Genomic DNA, 19745 nt, shown 5'->3' with positions numbered 1-19745 from the left:
CCATTCCTCCTTACTTACTTCCCGGTACCCATTTCAGGCCAAAATTGTAATGCTTGTCCATTTGTTTATGACCCGCAAAATACTCTACCAACCTACGAATGCGTAGTGTATCTCCCTCTGTTTCAATCATAGCGATTGCACACATAATTTTTCTTGGATCATGAACATCCAGCTTTACGACTATTTCCGGATTATCTTCTTGTTTGATAGTCACAATCCCATCAGCATCTGCCCAACTCGCTACACCATCATAAATGTAGGCGTAGAGCAAAATACGGCGAAACTCCTTTACATATGAACCGTTGATTCGAATATTCTCGCCTGTTGTTACATTTCCACTTCGATCATCGCCATCCAACAAGATATAAGGATAATCTTCGTAGAATCCAAATTGATTACCTAAAGCTTGAATACACACCTTACTACCATCCTTATGTTCAAAAAGACAACCAAGATCTAAATCTACACCTGCTTTCTTCCCCATACCAAAGAATCCTGTGGAGGATTGCTTTTTATTCCAATTGAGGTTAACAACAACTTCCCCCAATGTTTTTTTTGTTTTTTTCAGACTAACGACATCATCTTTTTTTGTTAATTCAATCTTAGATAATTGGATAGTCGGAGTAGGGACCGGGACTGGCGCAGATGTCGATGTAGTTGGAACGATCGTCGGTGCTGGAGGAACGAACGTTGGTGATGTCGTTGACGGAACTGGGACTGGCGCTGGAGGAATTACCGGTAGCGATTCTTCTACTTCTACACCGAAATTTCCACATAAGGCAGCTAATCCCCCAGAAAACCCTGCGCCTATTGCATTAAATTTCCATTGGCCATTGTAGCGATACAATTCTCCAACCACAATAGCGGTTTCTACTGTAAATGGATCCACTTGAAACCGAATGATTTCTTGAGATGTTGCCTGATCCAGAATCCGAATGTACGTATTTTTGACCTGAATGAAGTTCTGCTGCCGAAGTTGTGCTTCATAAATGGTTAGTGTAAAAGCGATTTTTTCGACGACGGAAGGGATTTGTTGCAAATCAACTAGGAATTGCTGGCGATCCCCTTTCCCCTCCTGCATCTGAAAAGAGTTATTTCGGTTTACAGGATTACTATAGAAGATAAAATCTTCTTCTGTATGTACTAACCCATTGGTGGCAAGTAAAAAAGCGGATGCATCAATTTCGACTCCCCGTGCTTCCTCCCACCCTAATCCCACACTGATTTTGGTTAGATGAGGATAAGGTTTTGTTACATCTGTCTTTTGCCCTTTAATGAGAGTTACCATTTAAAGTTACACCATCCCCCATTTGCATTGTAAAAAGAGAGATGCTAGCAGTAAAGAAACTAGCATCTCTGTCGGGCTTTTATCCTGCTTGCAATCCATAGTTTGCGCAAAGAGCTTGTAGCCCTCCAGAAAAACCAGAACCGATTGCTGCGAATTTCCACTCCCCACCGTGACGATACAACTCGCAAACGACGATAGCCGTTTCTACAGAGAAATCTTCTCCTAAGTCGTAACGAAGGACTTCTTGTCCAGTCATCTCGTCAACAACTCGAACAAAAGCATTACTTACTTGTCCAAAGTTTTGGCTGCGACTAGCCGCATCATGAATGGTAACCGTGATAGCAATTTTCTCAATGTCAGCAGGTACACGGCTAAAATCTACCTTAATTTGCTCATCATCTCCATCGCCCTCACCAGTAAGGTTATCTCCCGTATGAATAACAGAATCATTGCCGCCTTTTAAATTGTTGTAAAAAATAAAGTCTTGAACCCCAGTTGCTTTATCTCCTGCGCGAAGTAAAAAGGCAGATGCATCAAGATCGAAAGCTTGTCCACCAGAATATTTATTGGTATCCCAACCCAGCCCTACAATAACCTTCGTTAAATTAGGATTTCCTTTTGTTAAATCGATCTTTTGTCCTTTTTGCAAACTAATCATTTTCAATCACCTTTCCTCTCTAGATATAGATAGTACGAGTTTCAAACGAGTGTCTTACCCTACGTTTACACCATAATCACGAGCCAGACCAGCTAAACCATCTTTATAGCCTGCTCCAATCGCATTAAATTTCCACTCGCCGTTATGGCGATATAACTCAGCTACTACCAAAGCTGTTTCAACAGAGTAATCTTCACCAAGATCATAACGAATCAGCTCTTCACCGTTTGCTTTGTTTAGAATGCGCACGTATGCATTAGAAACTTGACCAAAATTTTGGTTGCGAGCAGTCGCCTCATGAATCGTGATGGTAAACGCTACTTTTTCGTAATCAGTTGGAATCGCTGGCAGGTTAATATCGATTGTCTCGTCATCTCCATCGCCTACACCAGTGCGATTGTCTCCAGAGTGCACAACAGAACCATTTCCACCCGTTGTGTTATTAAAGAAAATAAAATCCGTATCAGACAGGACTTTTCCTTGGCCATTTAACAAAAAAACAGATGCATCCAAATCAAAATCTTGTCCTCCGTCATATTTGTTTGTGTCCCAACCAAGACCTACTACGATCTCTGTTAACCCTGGATTTGATTTCGTTAAATCAACTTTTTGCCCTTTGGATAGAGAAACTGCCATATGTAATCACTCCATAATTCAATTTTTACAAAATTAACTTAATTTATCATCTAATGTATCTATTTACCAACTGAGTTATGGATGAGTCTGTAGTTCCTTCCCCTTTAGCAAAGAATTTCCATTCACCATTATGGCGATATAATTCGGCTACAAATAAGGAGGTTTTCCCAGAGTAATCTTCTGACAAATTATATTTGCATAACTCTTGTTGATTAGTCGGATTTACAATGCGAATGTATGCATTTTCAATCATTCCAAAATCTTGGGAACGTTTTAAACAATCATAAATATTTACTATAAAAACAAGCTTCTTAATATTTTGAGGAACACGCGATAGATCAATCGTTATCGTCTCATCGTCCCCATCCCCATCGCCTGTCAGGTTGTCCCCTGCATGGATGACACTTCCGCACGCACTATTTTTATTGCCGAAATAAATAACATCCTTGTCTCTGCTTAATTGATCATTTTCCGCAAGCATGATTACAGAAGCATCGCAGTCGATATTCGCTACTTGTCCGCCGCCAAACAAACCACCTAAAAATCCAGCAGATTTTTTAACTGGGTCCCATCCTAGTCCAACCATTACTTTTGTTATACTTGAATCTCCTTTGGTTAAGTCAATCCGTTGGCCTTTTTGTAAACTTATAGCCGGCATGATCTACCCTCCCCCTGTTATGTCGAAAAAGAAAAAAACTACACGTTGCTACAAAATATGTTGCCTATCTATTATCCTATGTATCAACATAAAATACCATATAAAAACATTAATTCTAATAAAAATGACAAAATCATCTCTCTTTTCGTATCTTTTTTTACAATTTGTTGTCGAAAACATTAGAGAAACCACTTGACACTTTTTATCATTTGACATCATATTTCTACAAAATATGTAATTCCAAAAAAGTTTTAGGCAAAAAAAAGACCCGTACTAGGTCAATGTAATTTCTCTGGTTTTGGGTTTGGTGCATCCTGTTTCTTTTCCTTTTTTACCCTTCGCTGATCACTCGTTATGATATAAAATGCTCCAACTCCAAAGATTACAGTTCCAAGTAGCACTACATCGACGATATATTCTGTGTAAAGCATCCTGTCATCCTTTCTTCTTTTGTCAAAGGCTGACGCTTTCCTTCTTCTGATTTATACGACTTGCCTAAAAAGATTAGAACTACCTACCTTTGCTACCATCTGTAGCTAGAGCACATTAAAACGAGTTTCAGGAGCAAGAAAAGGTTACAATAATAGAAAGGCAATCATGTAGCAAAAACAAGGAGGGTAATCATGCGCTTACAAGGTAAACAAGTAGTATGCTATGTGGAGGATGAATTCGAAGACTTGGAACTATGGTATCCAGTTTATCGATTGCGCGAAGAAGGTGCTACTGTTCATTTAGTGGGACCAGAAGCAAATAAAAAGTATATGGGTAAATACGGTGTTCCTTGCACCTCTGATAAATCAATCACCGATGTGAAAGCAGAAGACTACGATGCCGTTCTCGTTCCAGGGGGATGGGCACCAGATAAATTACGTCGTTATCCAGAAATCATTTCATTCATTCAACAGATGGATCAGGCAAAAAAACCAATCGGTCACATCTGCCACGCGGGTTGGGTACTTGCCTCAGCTAAAATCCTGAAAGGCGTTACTACAACTTCTACACCAGGTATCAAGGATGATATCGAAAATGCCGGGGCGATTTGGGTTGATGAAGAAGTAGTAGTGGATGGACACATTGTCGGTTCGCGTCGTCCACCTGACCTACCTGCCTATGCCAAAGCTTTTGCAGACCTATTAGCAATATAGAGACCATCATCAAGTATAAAGCTATCTAAAACATACAAACGGAAATAGGGTTCTAACTCCTATTTCCGTTTTTTATGTTGTTACAGATTCAGAAGATGTTTTCGATCTATCAACTATTTCTTCTCGCCATTTATTTCTCAAGCAATCTCATTTTCTGCAATAATGCCAAAATTTTGCCTGACTTAGGTAAAAACTGAATATCTTCTCGTGTAATCCCGCCGAACTTTATCAGTGAAATTCCATAAACAAGAACTCCTAACCCTACAGAAGCTAGGGAAACAATGGTATACAACAAACGTCCCGTACCAATTGCAGCAGGTAATACAGCCATTAGTCCAAATGCGACCACAGCCACAATAATTCCCATCATCACTACAGCCAACGCCGAGCGTCCATATTTCCCCTTGTCCTGCTGAGTCACCTGCGTCAGTCGTCCAATTGCGCGTAGGTTTAGGATCGTGGATGCTAGGTAAGCAAGTACTGTACCGATCGCTGCCCCTGCAATACCAAGAATCGGTAATAAAATGAGGTTAGCTGCAAACTTTACAAGTACCCCAATTAATAAATACTTGGGTGGCAAGTTCACTTTGCCCATCCCTTGTAAGATACCAGCAGACACAATACCAAGTGTAGAGAAAAGAATGGCAAAAGCATTGATGGCAAGCGCCAGCGTCCCATTTACATCTCCAAACAACATGATATTAATTGGTTTAGCTAAGATAGCCAAGCCTACTGTAGCTGCCGCCCCCAATAGGAAGGTTAAACGAATCGCTGTTTGCGTGCGATAGTGAATAAGATTGTCCTGTTTTCGTACAATGGCTTCACTTATTGATGGAACAATAGCAAGCGAGAGAGACGTGGCAAAGAATGTTCCAAACTGTAATAAAGGCTGAGAACGGTCAAAAGCACCTTTTAACAATATCGCTGCCTCGTTATCCATTCCTTTGTAAACCAGCATGTTAATAATCGTGAAACTATCGGCAAGCGGTATTAACGGTAACACGAGTGAAGCTAGGCAAATGGGAATCGCATAAGTAACAATACGTTTAAATACTGCTCCATCTGAAAGACTCGGTATTTGTTCGTCTGCTTGATTTGATACATTTGCTATCTCCCGCTTTTGTTTTCGATAAAAATAGCCTAATACCAACAGAGCAATAATTGCCCCTGGCGTTGCCGCAAAAACGGCTATAGTACCAGCAAAGTAAGGATCATCATAGAGCCTCATCACGATATAGGCTCCTACAATGATAATGATTACTCGGAAAAATTGCTCCGTTACCTGTGATACAGCCGTTGGAAGCATGTTTTGGTGACCCTGGAAGTATCCCCTTGTATTGGCTATTAATGGTACTAAAACTAATGAAACAGAAATAGCCCGAAGCGGATTGGTCAAATTAGGGTCACCGATCAAGATCGCGATCGTGGGCGCAGTGATAAAAGTCAATAAAAAGAAAACAACCCCTAAAATCCCTAAAGTAAGCGATGAAATTCGAAAAATTTGTTGCACACCCTTGACATCACCTACTGCGGAACGATCCGCAATCATTTTGGAAATAGCTAGAGGAAAACCAGCCGTAGCCAATGCGATTAGAGTGGTGTAGAGCGGATACACAGTACCGTACACGTGCATACCGATATCCCCGGTAATGTTTTGATAAGGAATTTTATAGGCAGCGCCTAGAACCTTGGAAATTAATCCTGCAATCGCTAAAATAGCTGCTGCTTTTATAAAATGATTGGCTCCTTTAGCCGTATTGTTCATATTCTTTATCCTTTCTATCTAAATAGCAAGTCTATCTGGTATTATATCAAATTCTCAACAAGGAGCAGTAAAAAAGCGATGATTCTCATGGAACCATCGCTAACTTATCATAATTTAAAACAACAAATGTGCCACACCAGCTATAATTGGCAACGTAATTAGCGTTCGCAACAAGAAAATGAGCAGTAAATCTTTGACCGTAACTGGCAATCTAGAGCCTAGTAACAGCCCACCCACTTCAGACATATAAATCAATTGAGTAACAGAAATACAAGCAATTACAAATCTAGTCAATTCGCTCTTAATACCGCTGGCGAGTACGGTTGGCAAGAACATATCAGCAAAACCAGCTACTAGTGCTTGAGAAGCCGCTTGTGCTTCAGGGATTTGCAACAACTCTAACAGAGGAGTAAACGGCAATCCTAGCCAGGCAAATATAGGAGTTTGATCCGCAATAATCAGAGCAATGGTTCCTACCGCCATAATGATTGGTGTGACACCAAGCCACATATCCAATACGTTATGTGTGCCCTCCCGCAAAAAAGCAGAGACACTTTTATTTTGCCCCGCTCTCATCACGGCTAGCTTTATCCCTTTTTTAAATAATGGTTCTTCGCTTTCCCCATTCTCTTCATGTGGGGCTACGCCTTCATGATACGTATCTGCTTTACGCGACAATGGCGGTATACGTGGCATAATAATGGCTGCAATCAGTCCTGCAAATGTAACAGTCAAATAAAAAGGAACAAACATATGCGCAAGATTAACTTGAGACAACACAACAAAACAAAATGTAATTGATACAGCCGAAAACGTCGTACTAATAACGGCAGCCTCACGTTTGGTGTAATACCCCTGCTCATATTGCTTGCTAGTTAGTAATACCCCGATCGTTCCGTCCCCCAGCCAAGATGTAATACAATTGACAGAGGATCGTCCCGGCAATTTGAATAAAGGACGCATGATTTTCATAAATAACGTACCGCAAAATTCTAATAGTCCAAAATTCAATAAAAGAGGCATAAATAATCCTGCGAACAAAAAAACGGTAAACAACAACGGCAACAAACTGTACAAAAGCATGCCACCAGTACTTTCAGACCAAATCCATTCTGGTCCTAGCTGGAACAATGTACAGATAGCCAGAATCATTCCCGCCACTCGCATTACCAACCAAAAGGGGGAAACCTGACATAAGCTCGTCCAAAAAGAGGATTTAGTCAGAGCCGCTGGGCGAAACAGCTTGGCCCACAAACTCAACAGAGCTGTGATACTAATAAAGCTTGTTACCAGTTGTGGTAAGACAGTAGCCAATTGTTCCTGCAATAGTCTGGACAATAAGGCTATTGGAATAGTAACTTGTCCATCCCAAGAAACGGGGGTGATAAATAATAACACCCCAATGATAGATGGAAGCAGAAATCGTAGTATCTGCTTAGATGTAGCTATATGAAGATAGGTCTCTCTCTTTGCTGTCTGCATGAAAGTCTCCTTGGAAATATGTCATGGTGTTTACCACTAAATAATTATTCAACGATATACATCTTAATACATTCCTTCCCTCTACTCAACCATTAAAAATGTTAGGACTCTAAAAAATATAAAAACGTTTGCTGAAATAGTGCCAATTCCTCATAAAATACTCCATGGCCACTTTGTTCAAATGGGAATAATTGCGATCCATAAATACCTTGATTCATCACCAAAGCAAATTCAAACGGACAAACCTTGTCATGTTTACCATGAAAAATTCCCGTAGGTACATGAATCTTGGCTAGGTCTGAACGTAAATCCTCATCGCGTAACGATATAGCTGTCATCGCTGTAGAATGGTTAGAAGCTGCCATACCAAGACCCCAAAACCATAAACGCAACTCCTCACTGACAGGAAGATGGAAAAATATACTTCCAAAGTCACGCATCATAGCTGGTCGATCAGTATACGTCTTCTGAATTAGATCGTCTACTTGCTGTCTGGTCATTCCATATGGATAATCTTTTCGTTTAACAAATGATGGGGCTGCTGCTGCTAGCAAAGCCAGTTTTCCTACCTGATATCCCCTATGTCAAGCCATATAACGAATGGAAATAGCTCCTCCCATGGAATTACCTCGATGCAAGCCATACTGTCTCCTCCTTTTTTTCATTATTTATAACTTTACATTTAACACTTACCTACCAAAAAACCTCGACCATATGATCCCAGTCGAGGTTTTTCACTTCTTATTATGTCGGTTCAGATGAGGGAAATATAGCTTAGTTGATACCAACCGCTTTGTAAGCATCTTTCACTGCAGTTACTTCAGCGGATGTAGCACCGTATAAATCTGTTGCTGCGTTGATTGCCGCTTGACGCATTTGAGCAAAATTAGAAGTTGAAGTTAGGTAAACAGTCAATGCACGATAGTAAATTTTTTCAGTTGCTTCACGTCCTACACCTTCAACCGTAACTCCATAATGCGTGCCACCTTCAGAAAGTAGGTAAGCTGCTTTGTTATTGATACCGCTGTTGGTGTGAACTCCACCATTATCAGCAGAGCCTGTATACTTTTTGCTCAAATGATCAGGATGGTTATATTTTGCTGGGTCAGATAGCGAGCGTAAAGCATCTCCAGGGATATCAGGAGTATAAATATCTTCACCCAGTTCCCAATCATCACGGTCTACCATTACTCCAAAAATGTCAGAAATGGATTCATTCAATGCACCCGACTCATTTCTATAAATCAAGCCTGCTGTTCTTTCTGTTACAGCATGAGTTAATTCATGAGCAATTACGTCAAGTGCACCAGATAAGCTGATGAATTTTTTACCATCCCCGTCACCATACACCATCTCAGAGCCATCCCAGAAAGCATTGTTATAGTTAGTAGCATAGTGAACAATAGAATTTAATTTGGCACCGGCATTATCAAAGCTATTACGATTAAAGGTGTCCTTATAATAGTCATACACTCTACCCGCATAAGCATGGGCATCAACTGCTGCTGGATCGTCAAAAGTGTTATTTGTACTTGTTACTGGATACATATAAGAGGTACCATTACGCGCAGAATATGTTTCGACACCATTACCACGAGTAGTATCTTTCAAAGAATAGGTACCATTAGCCAATGTGGTTTGGAAAGTTTTTGTATCTCCTAACACCCCTTTACCTGTTCCTAATGAATTTGGTTCTACTGAGCCAGCTCCATCTGCTTGTCCATCCAAAGATTGAGCATCAGCAGTTGAATCTACTGCTTCCCCTACTTTGATATTGGACTTATGTGCCTTTGTTACATGCTCCATAATGTTATATTTGTCTATTACTTTCCCACTTTGAGCGTCAATTGCATAGAACCAACGACCTGGTTCTGGCTCAAGGAAGGTTACTTCTGTTACATAAGCTAAAGAAACTTTATTCTCTTGAGGATAGATAAATAGATCTGCCTCTGGTTCAACGCTAAACTCTTCAACTTCTCCTACTTCTTTCTTCAAATCCTTTTTAATAGCTTTAATCGCATCATTTTTTTTCAATTTGGGTGCTGTTTTTACTTTTTTCAAAGATTCTGTAGGAACTACTTGTCCAAAGAAGGAGGTTACGTCCCCATCTTCATTTAAATGCACAGTCTGATCTGACCCGTACACTGGAATTCCTTTATACACCTCACGTAGACGATAATGAGTTGTGTCAGTCTCTTCGTCTTGTATTTCGTTTAGCAACTCAAACTGATTCTCTACTTCCCCTTGCACTTTCAGAACTTCACTCTTGTCGGCTAAATATTTCCATACAATCTCTTGTTTTTTAACTTTCTTAGGAGCTTTCCATGTCTCACTCATGTATGAAGGAGTTTCCCAGTCACTGTTATACATGACATCGCTTTTTGCGAATGCTGGAAGTCCACCTCCCAATAAGCTAGACCCTAACAAAACAGTAGCAATAATACTAGACGATATCTGATTTTTTTTCAAAATAATTCCTCCATTTCCAATATTTTTTTGAATACACTATCATTTTTAAATATTTTGAAAATAATGTCAACTTATTTTTTTACATTTTTCAGCATTTTTTTATTTTGTTATATACAGATATAAAGTACTTATAAATTATAATAAATAAATGTGATGAACAATTCAAAAATGGGCAAACCTAGTCACATTGGATAAAAATAACTATTACTAGCTTGATGACCAATAGAAAAAGGCAACTCCCCTGTCAGATGACCAGAAAGTTGCCTGTTCCCACTATCTTTTTACTTATTTTACTTCTACGATACGACCTTCTACTTTAGGTGCGATTACTTTGCGCTCTTTAAATGCGTCTTCCATGATGCTGTAAAGGGTAAAGCCTGTATCAAGCGCTGGTTTTTTCAGCGTCGAGTATCCGTCGCCACCAGTTGCAATGAAGTCGTTTGTCGCAATGCGATATGTTTTCTTTAAATCAATTGGTTTATCCGCTACCTTAACTTCAACAAGGCGCTCACCTGCAGGTTTTGTCGGATTGTAAGAGAAGGACATTCCACTGATGTGAGGGAAACGACCTGCACCTTTCTCTACTTCACTTACACCTACTTCCATTGCCTCAACAATCTCTTCCCCAGTCGCTTCGATGACTACGAGCGTGTTCGGGAATGGTAGCAACGTGTACAAGTCTTTCTTAGAGATATCTCCTGCTGGCAATTGCGTACGAATTCCACCGCCGTTTGTAATGGCAATATCTGCTTCGTGTCCTTTGATGGATTTCGTCTTTTCAAGCATAACATCCGCAATTAAATTACCAACATTCGTTTCTTTTTTACGAACCAATTCACGGTCACCATCAAGTGGTACTTCTGCTTTTGCAATAACTTCCTTCATAGCGCTGTCTACTTTATTTACTACTTCTTTAACCAGTTTTTCTACTTCTGGGTCTGCTTTTATATTTTTATCATATTCAACCAAACCCCCGCTGAAGCCAACTAGTTTGTTTTTGTAGTAGAACAGATCAGCACGACCTAGTGATTTACCATATTCCCAGTCTTGAACGATGTACGTATCATTTACTTTTTCTGGTTGTTTTAATGGTGTATGAGAATGACCACCTACGATGAGATCAATACCATCAACCGCTTTTGCTATTTCACGGTCAACATCGACACCAATGTGGGAAACGATTACAACATGATCTACTTCCTTCTTCAACTCAGGTACCAATTTTTTGGCAACTTCTACTGGCGCTTTGAAAGTCAGACCTTTTACATTATCAGGATGCGTCAAAATTGGCGTATCTTCAGCTACAAAACCGAGAAAAGCAAACTTTTTGCCATTAATTTCTGTTTTGTATACCGGAACCAAAAGATTAGTACCATCCTCTTTGTATACATTCGCATTGATGACTGGATATTTTAATTGATCACGCAATTTCAACAGTTGCTCATAACCGAAGTCAAATTCATGGTTACCAGCTGCCATCGTATTGTAATTTAAGTAGTTAAGGATCGGAAGAATAGACTCACCTTTAAATTGGTTAACAAATACCGTTCCTTGGAAGGTATCTCCAGCATCTAGCAACAAGAAGTTTTGGTTTTCTTGACGCCATTCTTTGATTAGGGTAGCCATTTTTGCATAACCGAACTCTTCGCCACTCTCGTTCTCGTCGATGTGACCATGCACGTCATTCGTATGTGCAATCGTTACATGAGTCGTGATGGCATTACCTAGTGCTTGCAAGAAATCACCACGAGTTAGCGTAGCCTTTTTGTCAGCTTTCAGGTCATACCCTAGCTTTTTCGCGATTGCAATCGCTTTGTCAGAAGAAACGTTCGCTGCTGGCGTTTTTACTTCTGCTGCTGTTAGTGCGCCTTGTTTTTCCAACCATTGCAAGGCAGGAGTTGCCCAATGTGCCTTTCCTTGCGCTGCACCTAGGCTAACACCTTTCACCTTTGCCATCGTTGCTGCTACTTCTGCTACTGTTATATTTCTTTCCAAAGACAAATCAGAGATAATGTTCTGTTCCTTCATCCAGTTCGCGTGTGTAACCGGTTGAAGAGGTGCTGCAAATGCGCTTGTAGCGAATAAGGAAGAAGCTAGTAAACCTGTTAAGAGGGAATATCCAGTAATACCCTTTTTCATAATTTGAGTCTCCTCTCAAAATATAAATATAATGTCGTAGCTATTATACCAAGTTTTTTTGCTTTCCCCTATCCTTTTGTCGCAAAATTGGTAATGTAAGCGAGTTTATTCAGGTTTTTTCCGTACGTTTATGTAAAGAGTCGATCATATCTTCCATTTTTACTTGAATCTGTCTTTTTATTCGTACGAAAGGAATTCTCATCAAACGATTTTCTCCCTTATGCTTCCATAGTACAAACGTCTCCCCTCCATCCTCCTCTATGGCAAGCATTCTTACATCAACTTTTCGTAAGTCTTTCGCAGATGCCTGTTCCATTGCATAAGCTAATTCGCATAAAAAGGAGAGCAATTGCCCATAAGCTTTCCCAAGCTTTAATGGAGAATTGATTAGCAACTCTATATCACTTTTGAGATGCTTTCCTGCTTCTTTCCAAATCACATAAGCAAAAATTTGTTCTTGAATTTCCATTTATTATCACCTATCATAATATAAGATCATACGTTCTTATATTATGACGGATAGAGCTATTTTGATGCAACAAAAAACCAATACAATTTATATCCAATAAGGATCAATTGTACTGGTCATATTTATCAAGATTATTACCTATTATTCTTTAAGCATAATCGTTTGCAACATAGCCCATAGTTTTGGAAGAATAACAGGATTATCCTTATCTTTAAGCGCAAATAAAGTGAATTTGAACCACCTTTTTTCAATTTGCGTCACTATAATTTCCTTATGATCGTTCTTGGTATCCACTCCGAAATGAAGAGTAGTTTTTTGCAAAAAAGGGTCTGTTTCCTGCCCCTTTTTCAGGTTTTGTACCTTGCCTATATCGCTTAATTCAACTTCTATCAGTTTCTTTTGGGCAGGTAGGTCTACTTTATCTGGCATTCGCTCAATACGCACAGCATAATGGTCGTTCTTCTTAGAGAATAACATATCTTTACCAGGCTCTTCACCGGTTGCTTCAAAGCCAGGCAAATAATAGAGATAATATCCTAAATGACTTTCAAACAGCTTCGCTTGCTCACTCACCTGCTTACCATCAATCATATAAGTTAATTCTTTTGTTTGAGCTGGCGCTTGAGTCTTACTACCAGCTTGATTACTAGCAATTTGATTTGTTGATGGGTCAGTCGTCTTATTTAGATCGTCTTTGTTTTTGTTTTCTTGCGTGACAGTAGATGCAGCACCTGCCCCAACTATCTGCTCTGATTTGTCTGAGTCAGGAATGGCCTGAACCCCGTTGCCGCAACCAGCCAACAATATTCCCGTAATAGCTAGAGCTATCATATGTTTAGACAATCGTTCATGTTTTAACATATTACATTCCCCCTTGTTCGGAAATCATTTGTTTGTCTGTTGCCTACCTAGACAGAATGATTTCACTTGAATCAAAGCTGTACTTCCTCTCTCTTCTACTATATGAACGAAGAGCATGAAGTATTCCTAGTTTTGAGAAAAAGTTGAGAGAGTAGGGTATATATCTTCTCTTTTTAAAAGAAAAGACTGAACAGTGTAGCTTGTCCAGTCTTTACCCCTTTTCAGCTTTTTTGAAAATCAAGGGGGATCTTTCATTCATTCTATTAAGTAGCACAAGGTTTTGACGTAGTAACGCTTTTACTTTTTCAGAAGAAACCGGCTCTTGAAACAAGTAGCCCTGATATTCATCACAATGGTGTTTGCTTAAATAATTTAGTTCTTCCTGGGTTTCTACCCCTTTTGCCAGTACAGTCCAATCTAGCTGATGAGCTAACGCAATCACAGACAAAACAACTGCCTGATTTTTAGTCTCATATGGTAATTCATAGATAAACGGGCGATCAATGTTAATCCGATCAACTGGCAATCCAATCAATTGGCGTAAAGAGTGAAAATCACTGCCAAATTGGTCAATGCTTACTTGTACCCCTAGCTCTTTTATCTGATGAACGAGCTGATATCCCCGATTGTTATTTAATAGCATATTCTCTGTAAGCTCGAGCTCCAGATATTCTGCCTTTAGTCCCGTCTCTTTTAAGATTGCGGCTATCATTTCGATAAAGTTATGTTTCCAGACTTGACGATTGGCAAGATTAATAGAAATTCGTATTGGAGGATAGCCCTGTTGTTGCCATTCTACTGCCTGTTTGCAAGCAGTACGTAATACCCATTCACCGATCGGAACAATAAGTCCTGTCTGCTCTGCTAGCGGGACGAATTCATCTGGTACAATTAAACCTTTAATGGGATGATCCCAGCGTATCAAGGCTTCCATAGCTACAATGCGCTGTGTCTCTAATGAAACTTTTGGTTGATAATATAACCGTAGCTCTTTATTTTTCAATGCTCGCTGTAACTCACTTTCCACATGTGACCGTTCAAAATCTACATCATTCATTATTGGAGAAAAAAGTTTATAATGGCTACCATTTCGGCTTTTTGCGTGGAACATTGCTGTATCAGCCTGTTTAATAAGAGCTTGTACATTTTGGCCGTCATCTGGGTAAGAAGCAACTCCAATACTCGCTGTTACATGTACTTCATGACCTTTAATTAAACAAGGCTGTTCAATGGCTTGAATAATTTTATCTGAGATAAGTAGAAGTTCATCTTGCATAATGCTCGGTAATAATAAAATAAATTCATCTCCATCCAACCTTGCTACTGTATCACAATCACGTACACACGCTTTTAAACGATTAGCGATTGTAATAAGTGCCAAATCACCAAATTGATGACCTAGAGAATGATTGATTCCTTGAAGACTATCTATATCTAAAAACATAACAGCCAGTTTTTCCATCTGCTCTGAATTCTTCATCGTTTGTAATGCTTCTTGAAATCTAAATTCTAGCAAACGACGATTAGGCAGGTCTGTTAAAGCATCGTAATATGCCTGATGGTAAAGCTGTTCCTCCATATTCTTTTGATCAGTGTAATCACGTATCATCAGAATACCTCCTAAGACCTTTTTTCCTCTGGTCAAAGGCAGGAATGTTACATTTACATGTAAGGAGCGGTTACTTTTTATAACTAAAGTAACATTAGCATTCAGTGTTTCGCCTTGGAACATTCGATGTAAATGCTTTCGAATAGCTAGTACTTCTTCTTGTCCTATATAATCCATAATTGTTGCGATCGAATGTCCATTTTCCGCAGAATCTTCAAAATCTATCAGATTTCTCAAGGCAGGGTTTACTTCCAAAATCTCTCCGTTGGTGTTAAGAAGTAAGCAAGCATCACTATTTGTTTCCCAAAACATTTGGTCACGATTCGCTTTTTTCCAAATGGTTCTTTTCTCGATGTCTAATTTCCCCTGTTTACCTCTGCGTAACAGTCCGATGGCCCACCCAATGAGTAGAGTTGTCGCCATCCCGACAAGAAAAGAGAGGATGAGCGAATTCATCATTACTGAAACGTCATTCATTGCAACTTCTCCCTCTGTCGTAATCTTCATTATTTACTCTATCATGCTTTCCACAATACCCCATCTTGTATCAAGATAAAAGGGTCGGAGTGACTATGATTTAAAAATGTTACTAGGCTTTTCCCCTTCTTTGTTACTAGTACCGCTTTATCTGTTGTAAGCGTAAAAAAACCTGAAGCAGTGCTCCAGGTTGTAAGTCTTTTCTTCTTTTCTTCGTTACAGTCCAACTCACGAATGAAAGAGGGGGTTCCATGTAAATTATTCTTAGATTGAAACGGTTGGCAAGATAATCCGTACAGTCGTTCCCTTACTTTGCTCACTTTCAATCTGTATTTCACCATTATGGTTTTCAATAATTTTGTAGCTAACCATTAAGCCCAGTCCGGTTCCTTTTTCTTTGGTTGTAAAGAAAGGCTCGCCAACCCTTGCTAGTTTATCCTGAGGAATTCCCTTTCCTTGATCTGTAATCTCAATCGCAACTTTTCCTCCCGCTTTTTTACGGACATGCACATCGACCTTGCCACCTGTTGGCATGGATTCAATGGCATTTTTCAACACATTAATCAGCACTTGTTTAAGTTGATTTTCCACACAATGTATCTTCGGTAAAGGAGTTGGAATTACTGGGATAATATCCACTTGATTCATCAAAGCATGTGTTTCGATTAACATTAATACATCGTTTAGAATAATTCCTAGATCCTCTGTTTGGAAGCTAAGAACATGGGGCTTAGATAACAAGAGCAATTCCGTAATTATTAATTCGATGCGATCAAACTCGCCCATCATAATTTGGAAATACTTCTTATTCCCCTGTCCATCTGCCATCATTAACTGTATAAATCCCTTTAACGCTGTCAATGGATTACGTATCTCATGAGCGATACCAGCTGCTAACTGACCAACAGCAGATAACATTTCCGATTTACGCAGCATCTCTTCTGCCTTCTTCTGTTGGGTAATATCTTCACCAATTTTAAGGAAATGAATGGTTTCGCCCTCTTCATTTTTAATTGGTAAAAATGCTGTTCTTTCCCAGAATGCCTCATCATTTTTCCGTTTGCTTTGTAACTCACCATACCAGTTCCTACCCTTGGCTAATGTCTGGATAATTTCTTCCTGTATGTTCTCCTCATAATCCTCGTGATCTTCAATGAGATTAAGCTCTTGACCAATCACTTCTTCTCCTGTGTAGCCCGTCTTTTCTGTAAAAGAAGGGTTTATATACTGAATTTTACCATCAAGACCAGTAATGATAATACTATTAGGTATTTGATGAATAGCATAGGAAAGCTTCTGTAGCTCTTTGTTTGCCATTTTCAGTTCCGTAATATCCACAAACGTAATGACAACACCTTTAATAAAATGATCCTGTGTCTGGTAAGGCAAAATCTCCATGCTATACCATTGGCCGTTCAGATTTTGAATTTCTTTTTCCAACGGCGTTACGTTATGTAAGACATATTCAGCATCTTCTACCAGATTGTTATATTTTAATTGATGAGTAATATGACTAATCGAACGGCTAATATCCATATCCATTAGATTAATAATGGTGGTCACTGCTGGTGTAAATCGGCGAACACACATATCCTTGTCCAAAAATATAGTACCAATTTTCGTACTTAACAGGAAATTATCCATGTCATTATTTAAATCAAGTAGTTCTTGTATTTTTGCTTGATGTTCCGTATTGACCGTAATTAGTTCTTCATTAATGGATTGTAATTCTTCGTTTGTAGATTGCAGTTCCTCATTCGCAGCAATTAACTCTTCATTCGTAGACTGTAGCTCTTCATTCGAGGTTTCTAGTTCTTCTATGGTTGCCTGTAGACATTCCTGGGCATATTGTAATTCTTGCTCCAACTCACGGATTCGTTGTGTTGTCGTGCTTTGAATATCAAAACTCTGTTGAGTATGCTCCTGATTTATGACAGGTTTCACTTCATCCTTAAATGTAATCATCATATATTGCCCGTTATACTTATGTGGAGCAAAAGTATTAATAGTTAATGTTACCAGCTCTGAACCATCATCTTCCCTTTTTACTTTTACATTTGTAATGGTAATCTCTTTATTTTCTTTTCTGGCTTTATGCATAGCTGTGCCAATTGCTACAGATAAAGTTGATGAAACTAGCTTAAAAATATTGAGTGTAATTTTGCCACGTGGTAAGGTTAAATACTTATTAACGGGACCTGAAGTATGAACGATGTCATAGTTACGGTCTACAATTGCACAAGCCGGCAAATACTCCTCTATGATCGTAGCATATATGTCATCCGCCTTACTAATTCCAACAGTCATTTCTCTTTCCCCTGTTTTCACCGTTTGAGTCTGTATGATAGGGCGGCCACTTTCTTTATCAATACGTATGGAATTATTCGGCATGCTTTGATCAGATTTCCTAATGGTGAAAATATTCCATTTACGATTGAGCGGAATATACAGATTCGCTAGTTTACCTATACTTTCACTTGGCCCTAAGAATAAATATCCCTTGGGATGTAAAGAAAAATGGAATAAGCTCAGTACCTTTCTCTGCACATCTGCTTGAAAATAAATCATCATGTTACGACACGTGATAAAATCCATGTTGACAAAAGGTGGGTCTTTAATAATATTATGTGCGGCAAAAACGATCATTCTTCGTATATTTTTAATGATCTGATATGTATCACCCTGTTTCTCAAAATACCTATCTAACAAATCCTTGGAAATGTCCTTCTCGATTGTTGCTGGGTAAATGCCTTGAGCAGCATAGTACACGGCTTCTTTATCTACATCGGTAGCAAAAATTCGTACATCAAGCGTAATTTCCTTTTTACATAAATATTCGTCAAACAGCATAGCTAGGGAATAGGCTTCTTCCCCTGTAGAACAACCCGCTACCCAAATACGTACATGTTGTTCGCCATTTACTTGCTTATTTTCAATGATAGCTGGTATTACTTTAGCTTTCACGATGTTAAATGCTTCTCGATCTCGGAAAAAATGGGTAACATTAATAAGCATATCATTCTGTAAAGCTTCTTGTTCCTCTTGTGTTTCCTCTAAATAGTGAATGTACTCCGCTAAGGATTCCTTGCTATTCAGCTTCATACGTCGTTCAATTCGTCGGATGACACCATCGCGTTTATATCCAGTAAAATCTACCCCACTATACTGATTAAGTAGAGTAAGTATTTTTGTTACCTGATCGTCTGCAACGCTTTTTACCTCTTCCACTTCACCGAATATATAGCGTTTTACATAGTGTATTAAATACTCTCCTAACTGATACGGAGCGCAAATAAAATCAACTACTCCTGTAGATAGTGCACTTCTTGGCATACCATCAAACTTGGCTGAATCACTATTTTGTGCCATAACCATCCCCCCATATTCGTGGATGGCCTTTATTCCATTTGAGCCATCTATTCCTGTTCCTGAGAGAATAATAGCGATAGCACGCTGTTTTTGCTCAGTAGCCAAGGATACCAAGAATACATCTATAGGTAAATGAATACCTGATATTTCAGGATATTTCGTTAAAGAAAATTGACCATTCATGAGCCGAATATACTTCTTAGGCGGATTCAAATAAATAGAGTCAGGTTCAATTTTCATTCCCTCAGTCACTTGCTTAATCGTAAGTGTTGTATGCTTTTCCAACAGTTCAGCCATAAAACTTTTATAATGTGGTGATAGATGTTGAACAATAACAAACGCCATGTTTGACGTCTCTGGTAAATGCTCAAAAAATTCCTGTAACGCTTCTAATCCTCCAGCAGATGCACCTATCCCTACTACAATTATTTCCTCATTACTTTGCTCGTTCATCTCATTCCTTTGGATAGAATCTTCTTCTCGATTTGACATCTCAATTCACCTTTCCTTGCAAAAATACTGTGACTTCGTTCTCTATCTTCCCGTTTCCCGATGATAGAAGAGAGAAAATTCGTCGAGCCTAAAAACGAGGGAGACACTTCCAAAGTTTTTCATAAAAATTACCAAAAAGAACTATTACAAGTTTAGCAGAACATCTAACAACATAACATATTGTTTTCAAATTATGACAGGAGCAAATAAACCCCTCCCGTTTGCGAA

13 protein-coding genes and 1 pseudogene are annotated in these 19745 nt (G+C 39.1%); 1 reads left to right on the top strand and 13 read right to left on the bottom strand.

The window, feature by feature from the left end; genetic code table 11:
• Positions 1-10 precede the first annotated feature (10 nt).
• From EEL30_10385 to EEL30_10370, 4 genes are all read right to left on the bottom strand, one after another.
• The gene (locus EEL30_10385) at positions 11-1288 is read right to left on the bottom strand and encodes a tellurium resistance protein TerA (protein ID QDX92681.1); all 1278 of its coding nucleotides are present in this window, start codon (positions 1286-1288) and stop codon (positions 11-13) included.
• 79 nt (positions 1289-1367) lie between these two features.
• Positions 1368-1946, bottom strand: a complete 579-nt coding sequence (locus tag EEL30_10380) for a TerD family protein (GenBank protein QDX92680.1) — start codon at positions 1944-1946, stop codon at positions 1368-1370.
• Positions 1947-2000: 54 nt separating this feature from the next.
• Positions 2001-2582, bottom strand: coding sequence for a TerD family protein (locus EEL30_10375; protein QDX92679.1), 582 nt, complete (start codon positions 2580-2582; stop codon positions 2001-2003).
• 46 nt (positions 2583-2628) lie between these two features.
• Positions 2629-3240 (bottom strand): TerD family protein, encoded by a 612-nt coding sequence (locus tag EEL30_10370; protein ID QDX92678.1) that lies wholly within the window; start codon positions 3238-3240, stop codon positions 2629-2631.
• Between the two features lie 623 nt (positions 3241-3863).
• Between EEL30_10370 and EEL30_10365 the strand changes: the two genes are divergently transcribed.
• Entirely contained in the window at positions 3864-4385 is a 522-nt protein-coding gene (locus EEL30_10365; protein ID QDX92677.1) for a type 1 glutamine amidotransferase, read from the top strand.
• A 130-nt stretch (positions 4386-4515) separates the two neighbouring features.
• Here the strand turns inward: EEL30_10365 and EEL30_10360 are convergent, their stop codons facing one another.
• From EEL30_10360 to EEL30_10320, 9 genes and pseudogenes are all read right to left on the bottom strand, one after another.
• Positions 4516-6150, bottom strand: a complete 1635-nt coding sequence (locus EEL30_10360) for a polysaccharide biosynthesis protein (protein QDX92676.1) — start codon at positions 6148-6150, stop codon at positions 4516-4518.
• A 114-nt stretch (positions 6151-6264) separates the two neighbouring features.
• On the bottom strand, positions 6265-7632 hold the full coding sequence (locus EEL30_10355) for a YjiH family protein (GenBank protein ID QDX92675.1): 1368 nt from the start codon (positions 7630-7632) through the stop codon (positions 6265-6267).
• Positions 7633-7733: 101 nt separating this feature from the next.
• A pseudogene (locus EEL30_10350) lies at positions 7734-8261 on the bottom strand (alpha/beta hydrolase).
• A 145-nt stretch (positions 8262-8406) separates the two neighbouring features.
• A complete protein-coding gene (locus tag EEL30_10345; protein QDX92674.1) occupies positions 8407-10101 on the bottom strand; it encodes a peptidase M4 family protein in 1695 nt (564 codons plus the stop codon).
• Positions 10102-10386: 285 nt separating this feature from the next.
• On the bottom strand, positions 10387-12240 hold the full coding sequence (locus tag EEL30_10340; GenBank protein ID QDX92673.1) for a bifunctional metallophosphatase/5'-nucleotidase: 1854 nt from the start codon (positions 12238-12240) through the stop codon (positions 10387-10389).
• Between the two features lie 109 nt (positions 12241-12349).
• Positions 12350-12709 carry a hypothetical protein gene (locus tag EEL30_10335; GenBank protein ID QDX92672.1) on the bottom strand — a complete coding sequence of 120 codons (360 nt, stop codon included), beginning with the start codon at positions 12707-12709 and terminating at the stop codon, positions 12350-12352.
• Between the two features lie 141 nt (positions 12710-12850).
• A complete protein-coding gene (locus tag EEL30_10330) occupies positions 12851-13570 on the bottom strand; it encodes a hypothetical protein (GenBank protein QDX92671.1) in 720 nt (239 codons plus the stop codon).
• Positions 13571-13781: 211 nt separating this feature from the next.
• The gene (locus EEL30_10325) at positions 13782-15686 is read right to left on the bottom strand and encodes a bifunctional diguanylate cyclase/phosphodiesterase (GenBank protein ID QDX92670.1); all 1905 of its coding nucleotides are present in this window, start codon (positions 15684-15686) and stop codon (positions 13782-13784) included.
• Between the two features lie 234 nt (positions 15687-15920).
• Positions 15921-19517, bottom strand: a complete 3597-nt coding sequence (locus tag EEL30_10320; GenBank protein QDX92669.1) for a PAS domain S-box protein — start codon at positions 19515-19517, stop codon at positions 15921-15923.
• Between the last annotated feature and the right edge of the window lie 228 nt (positions 19518-19745).

This window comes from Brevibacillus laterosporus (assembly GCA_007833815.1).
Taxonomy (GTDB): domain Bacteria; phylum Bacillota; class Bacilli; order Brevibacillales; family Brevibacillaceae; genus Brevibacillus_B; species Brevibacillus_B laterosporus_D.
Note: the sequence above shows the minus strand (reverse complement) of the source record. Positions and strands in the feature narration are given on the sequence as shown.

What these genes read in the sequence shown, in the direction of transcription:
- EEL30_10385 (QDX92681.1), bottom strand. Translation starts at nt 1,288, where the DNA reads ATGGTAACTCTCATTAAAGGGCAAAAGACAGATGTAACAAAACCTTAT.
- EEL30_10380 (QDX92680.1), bottom strand. Translation starts at nt 1,946, where the DNA reads ATGATTAGTTTGCAAAAAGGACAAAAGATCGATTTAACAAAAGGAAAT.
- EEL30_10375 (QDX92679.1), bottom strand. Translation starts at nt 2,582, where the DNA reads ATGGCAGTTTCTCTATCCAAAGGGCAAAAAGTTGATTTAACGAAATCA.
- EEL30_10370 (QDX92678.1), bottom strand. Translation starts at nt 3,240, where the DNA reads ATGCCGGCTATAAGTTTACAAAAAGGCCAACGGATTGACTTAACCAAA.
- EEL30_10365 (QDX92677.1), top strand. Translation starts at nt 3,864, where the DNA reads ATGCGCTTACAAGGTAAACAAGTAGTATGCTATGTGGAGGATGAATTC.
- EEL30_10360 (QDX92676.1), bottom strand. Translation starts at nt 6,150, where the DNA reads ATGAACAATACGGCTAAAGGAGCCAATCATTTTATAAAAGCAGCAGCT.
- EEL30_10355 (QDX92675.1), bottom strand. Translation starts at nt 7,632, where the DNA reads ATGCAGACAGCAAAGAGAGAGACCTATCTTCATATAGCTACATCTAAG.
- EEL30_10340 (QDX92673.1), bottom strand. Translation starts at nt 12,240, where the DNA reads ATGAAAAAGGGTATTACTGGATATTCCCTCTTAACAGGTTTACTAGCT.
- EEL30_10335 (QDX92672.1), bottom strand. Translation starts at nt 12,709, where the DNA reads ATGGAAATTCAAGAACAAATTTTTGCTTATGTGATTTGGAAAGAAGCA.
- EEL30_10330 (QDX92671.1), bottom strand. Translation starts at nt 13,570, where the DNA reads ATGTTAAAACATGAACGATTGTCTAAACATATGATAGCTCTAGCTATT.
- EEL30_10325 (QDX92670.1), bottom strand. Translation starts at nt 15,686, where the DNA reads ATGAAGATTACGACAGAGGGAGAAGTTGCAATGAATGACGTTTCAGTA.
- EEL30_10320 (QDX92669.1), bottom strand. Translation starts at nt 19,517, where the DNA reads ATGTCAAATCGAGAAGAAGATTCTATCCAAAGGAATGAGATGAACGAG.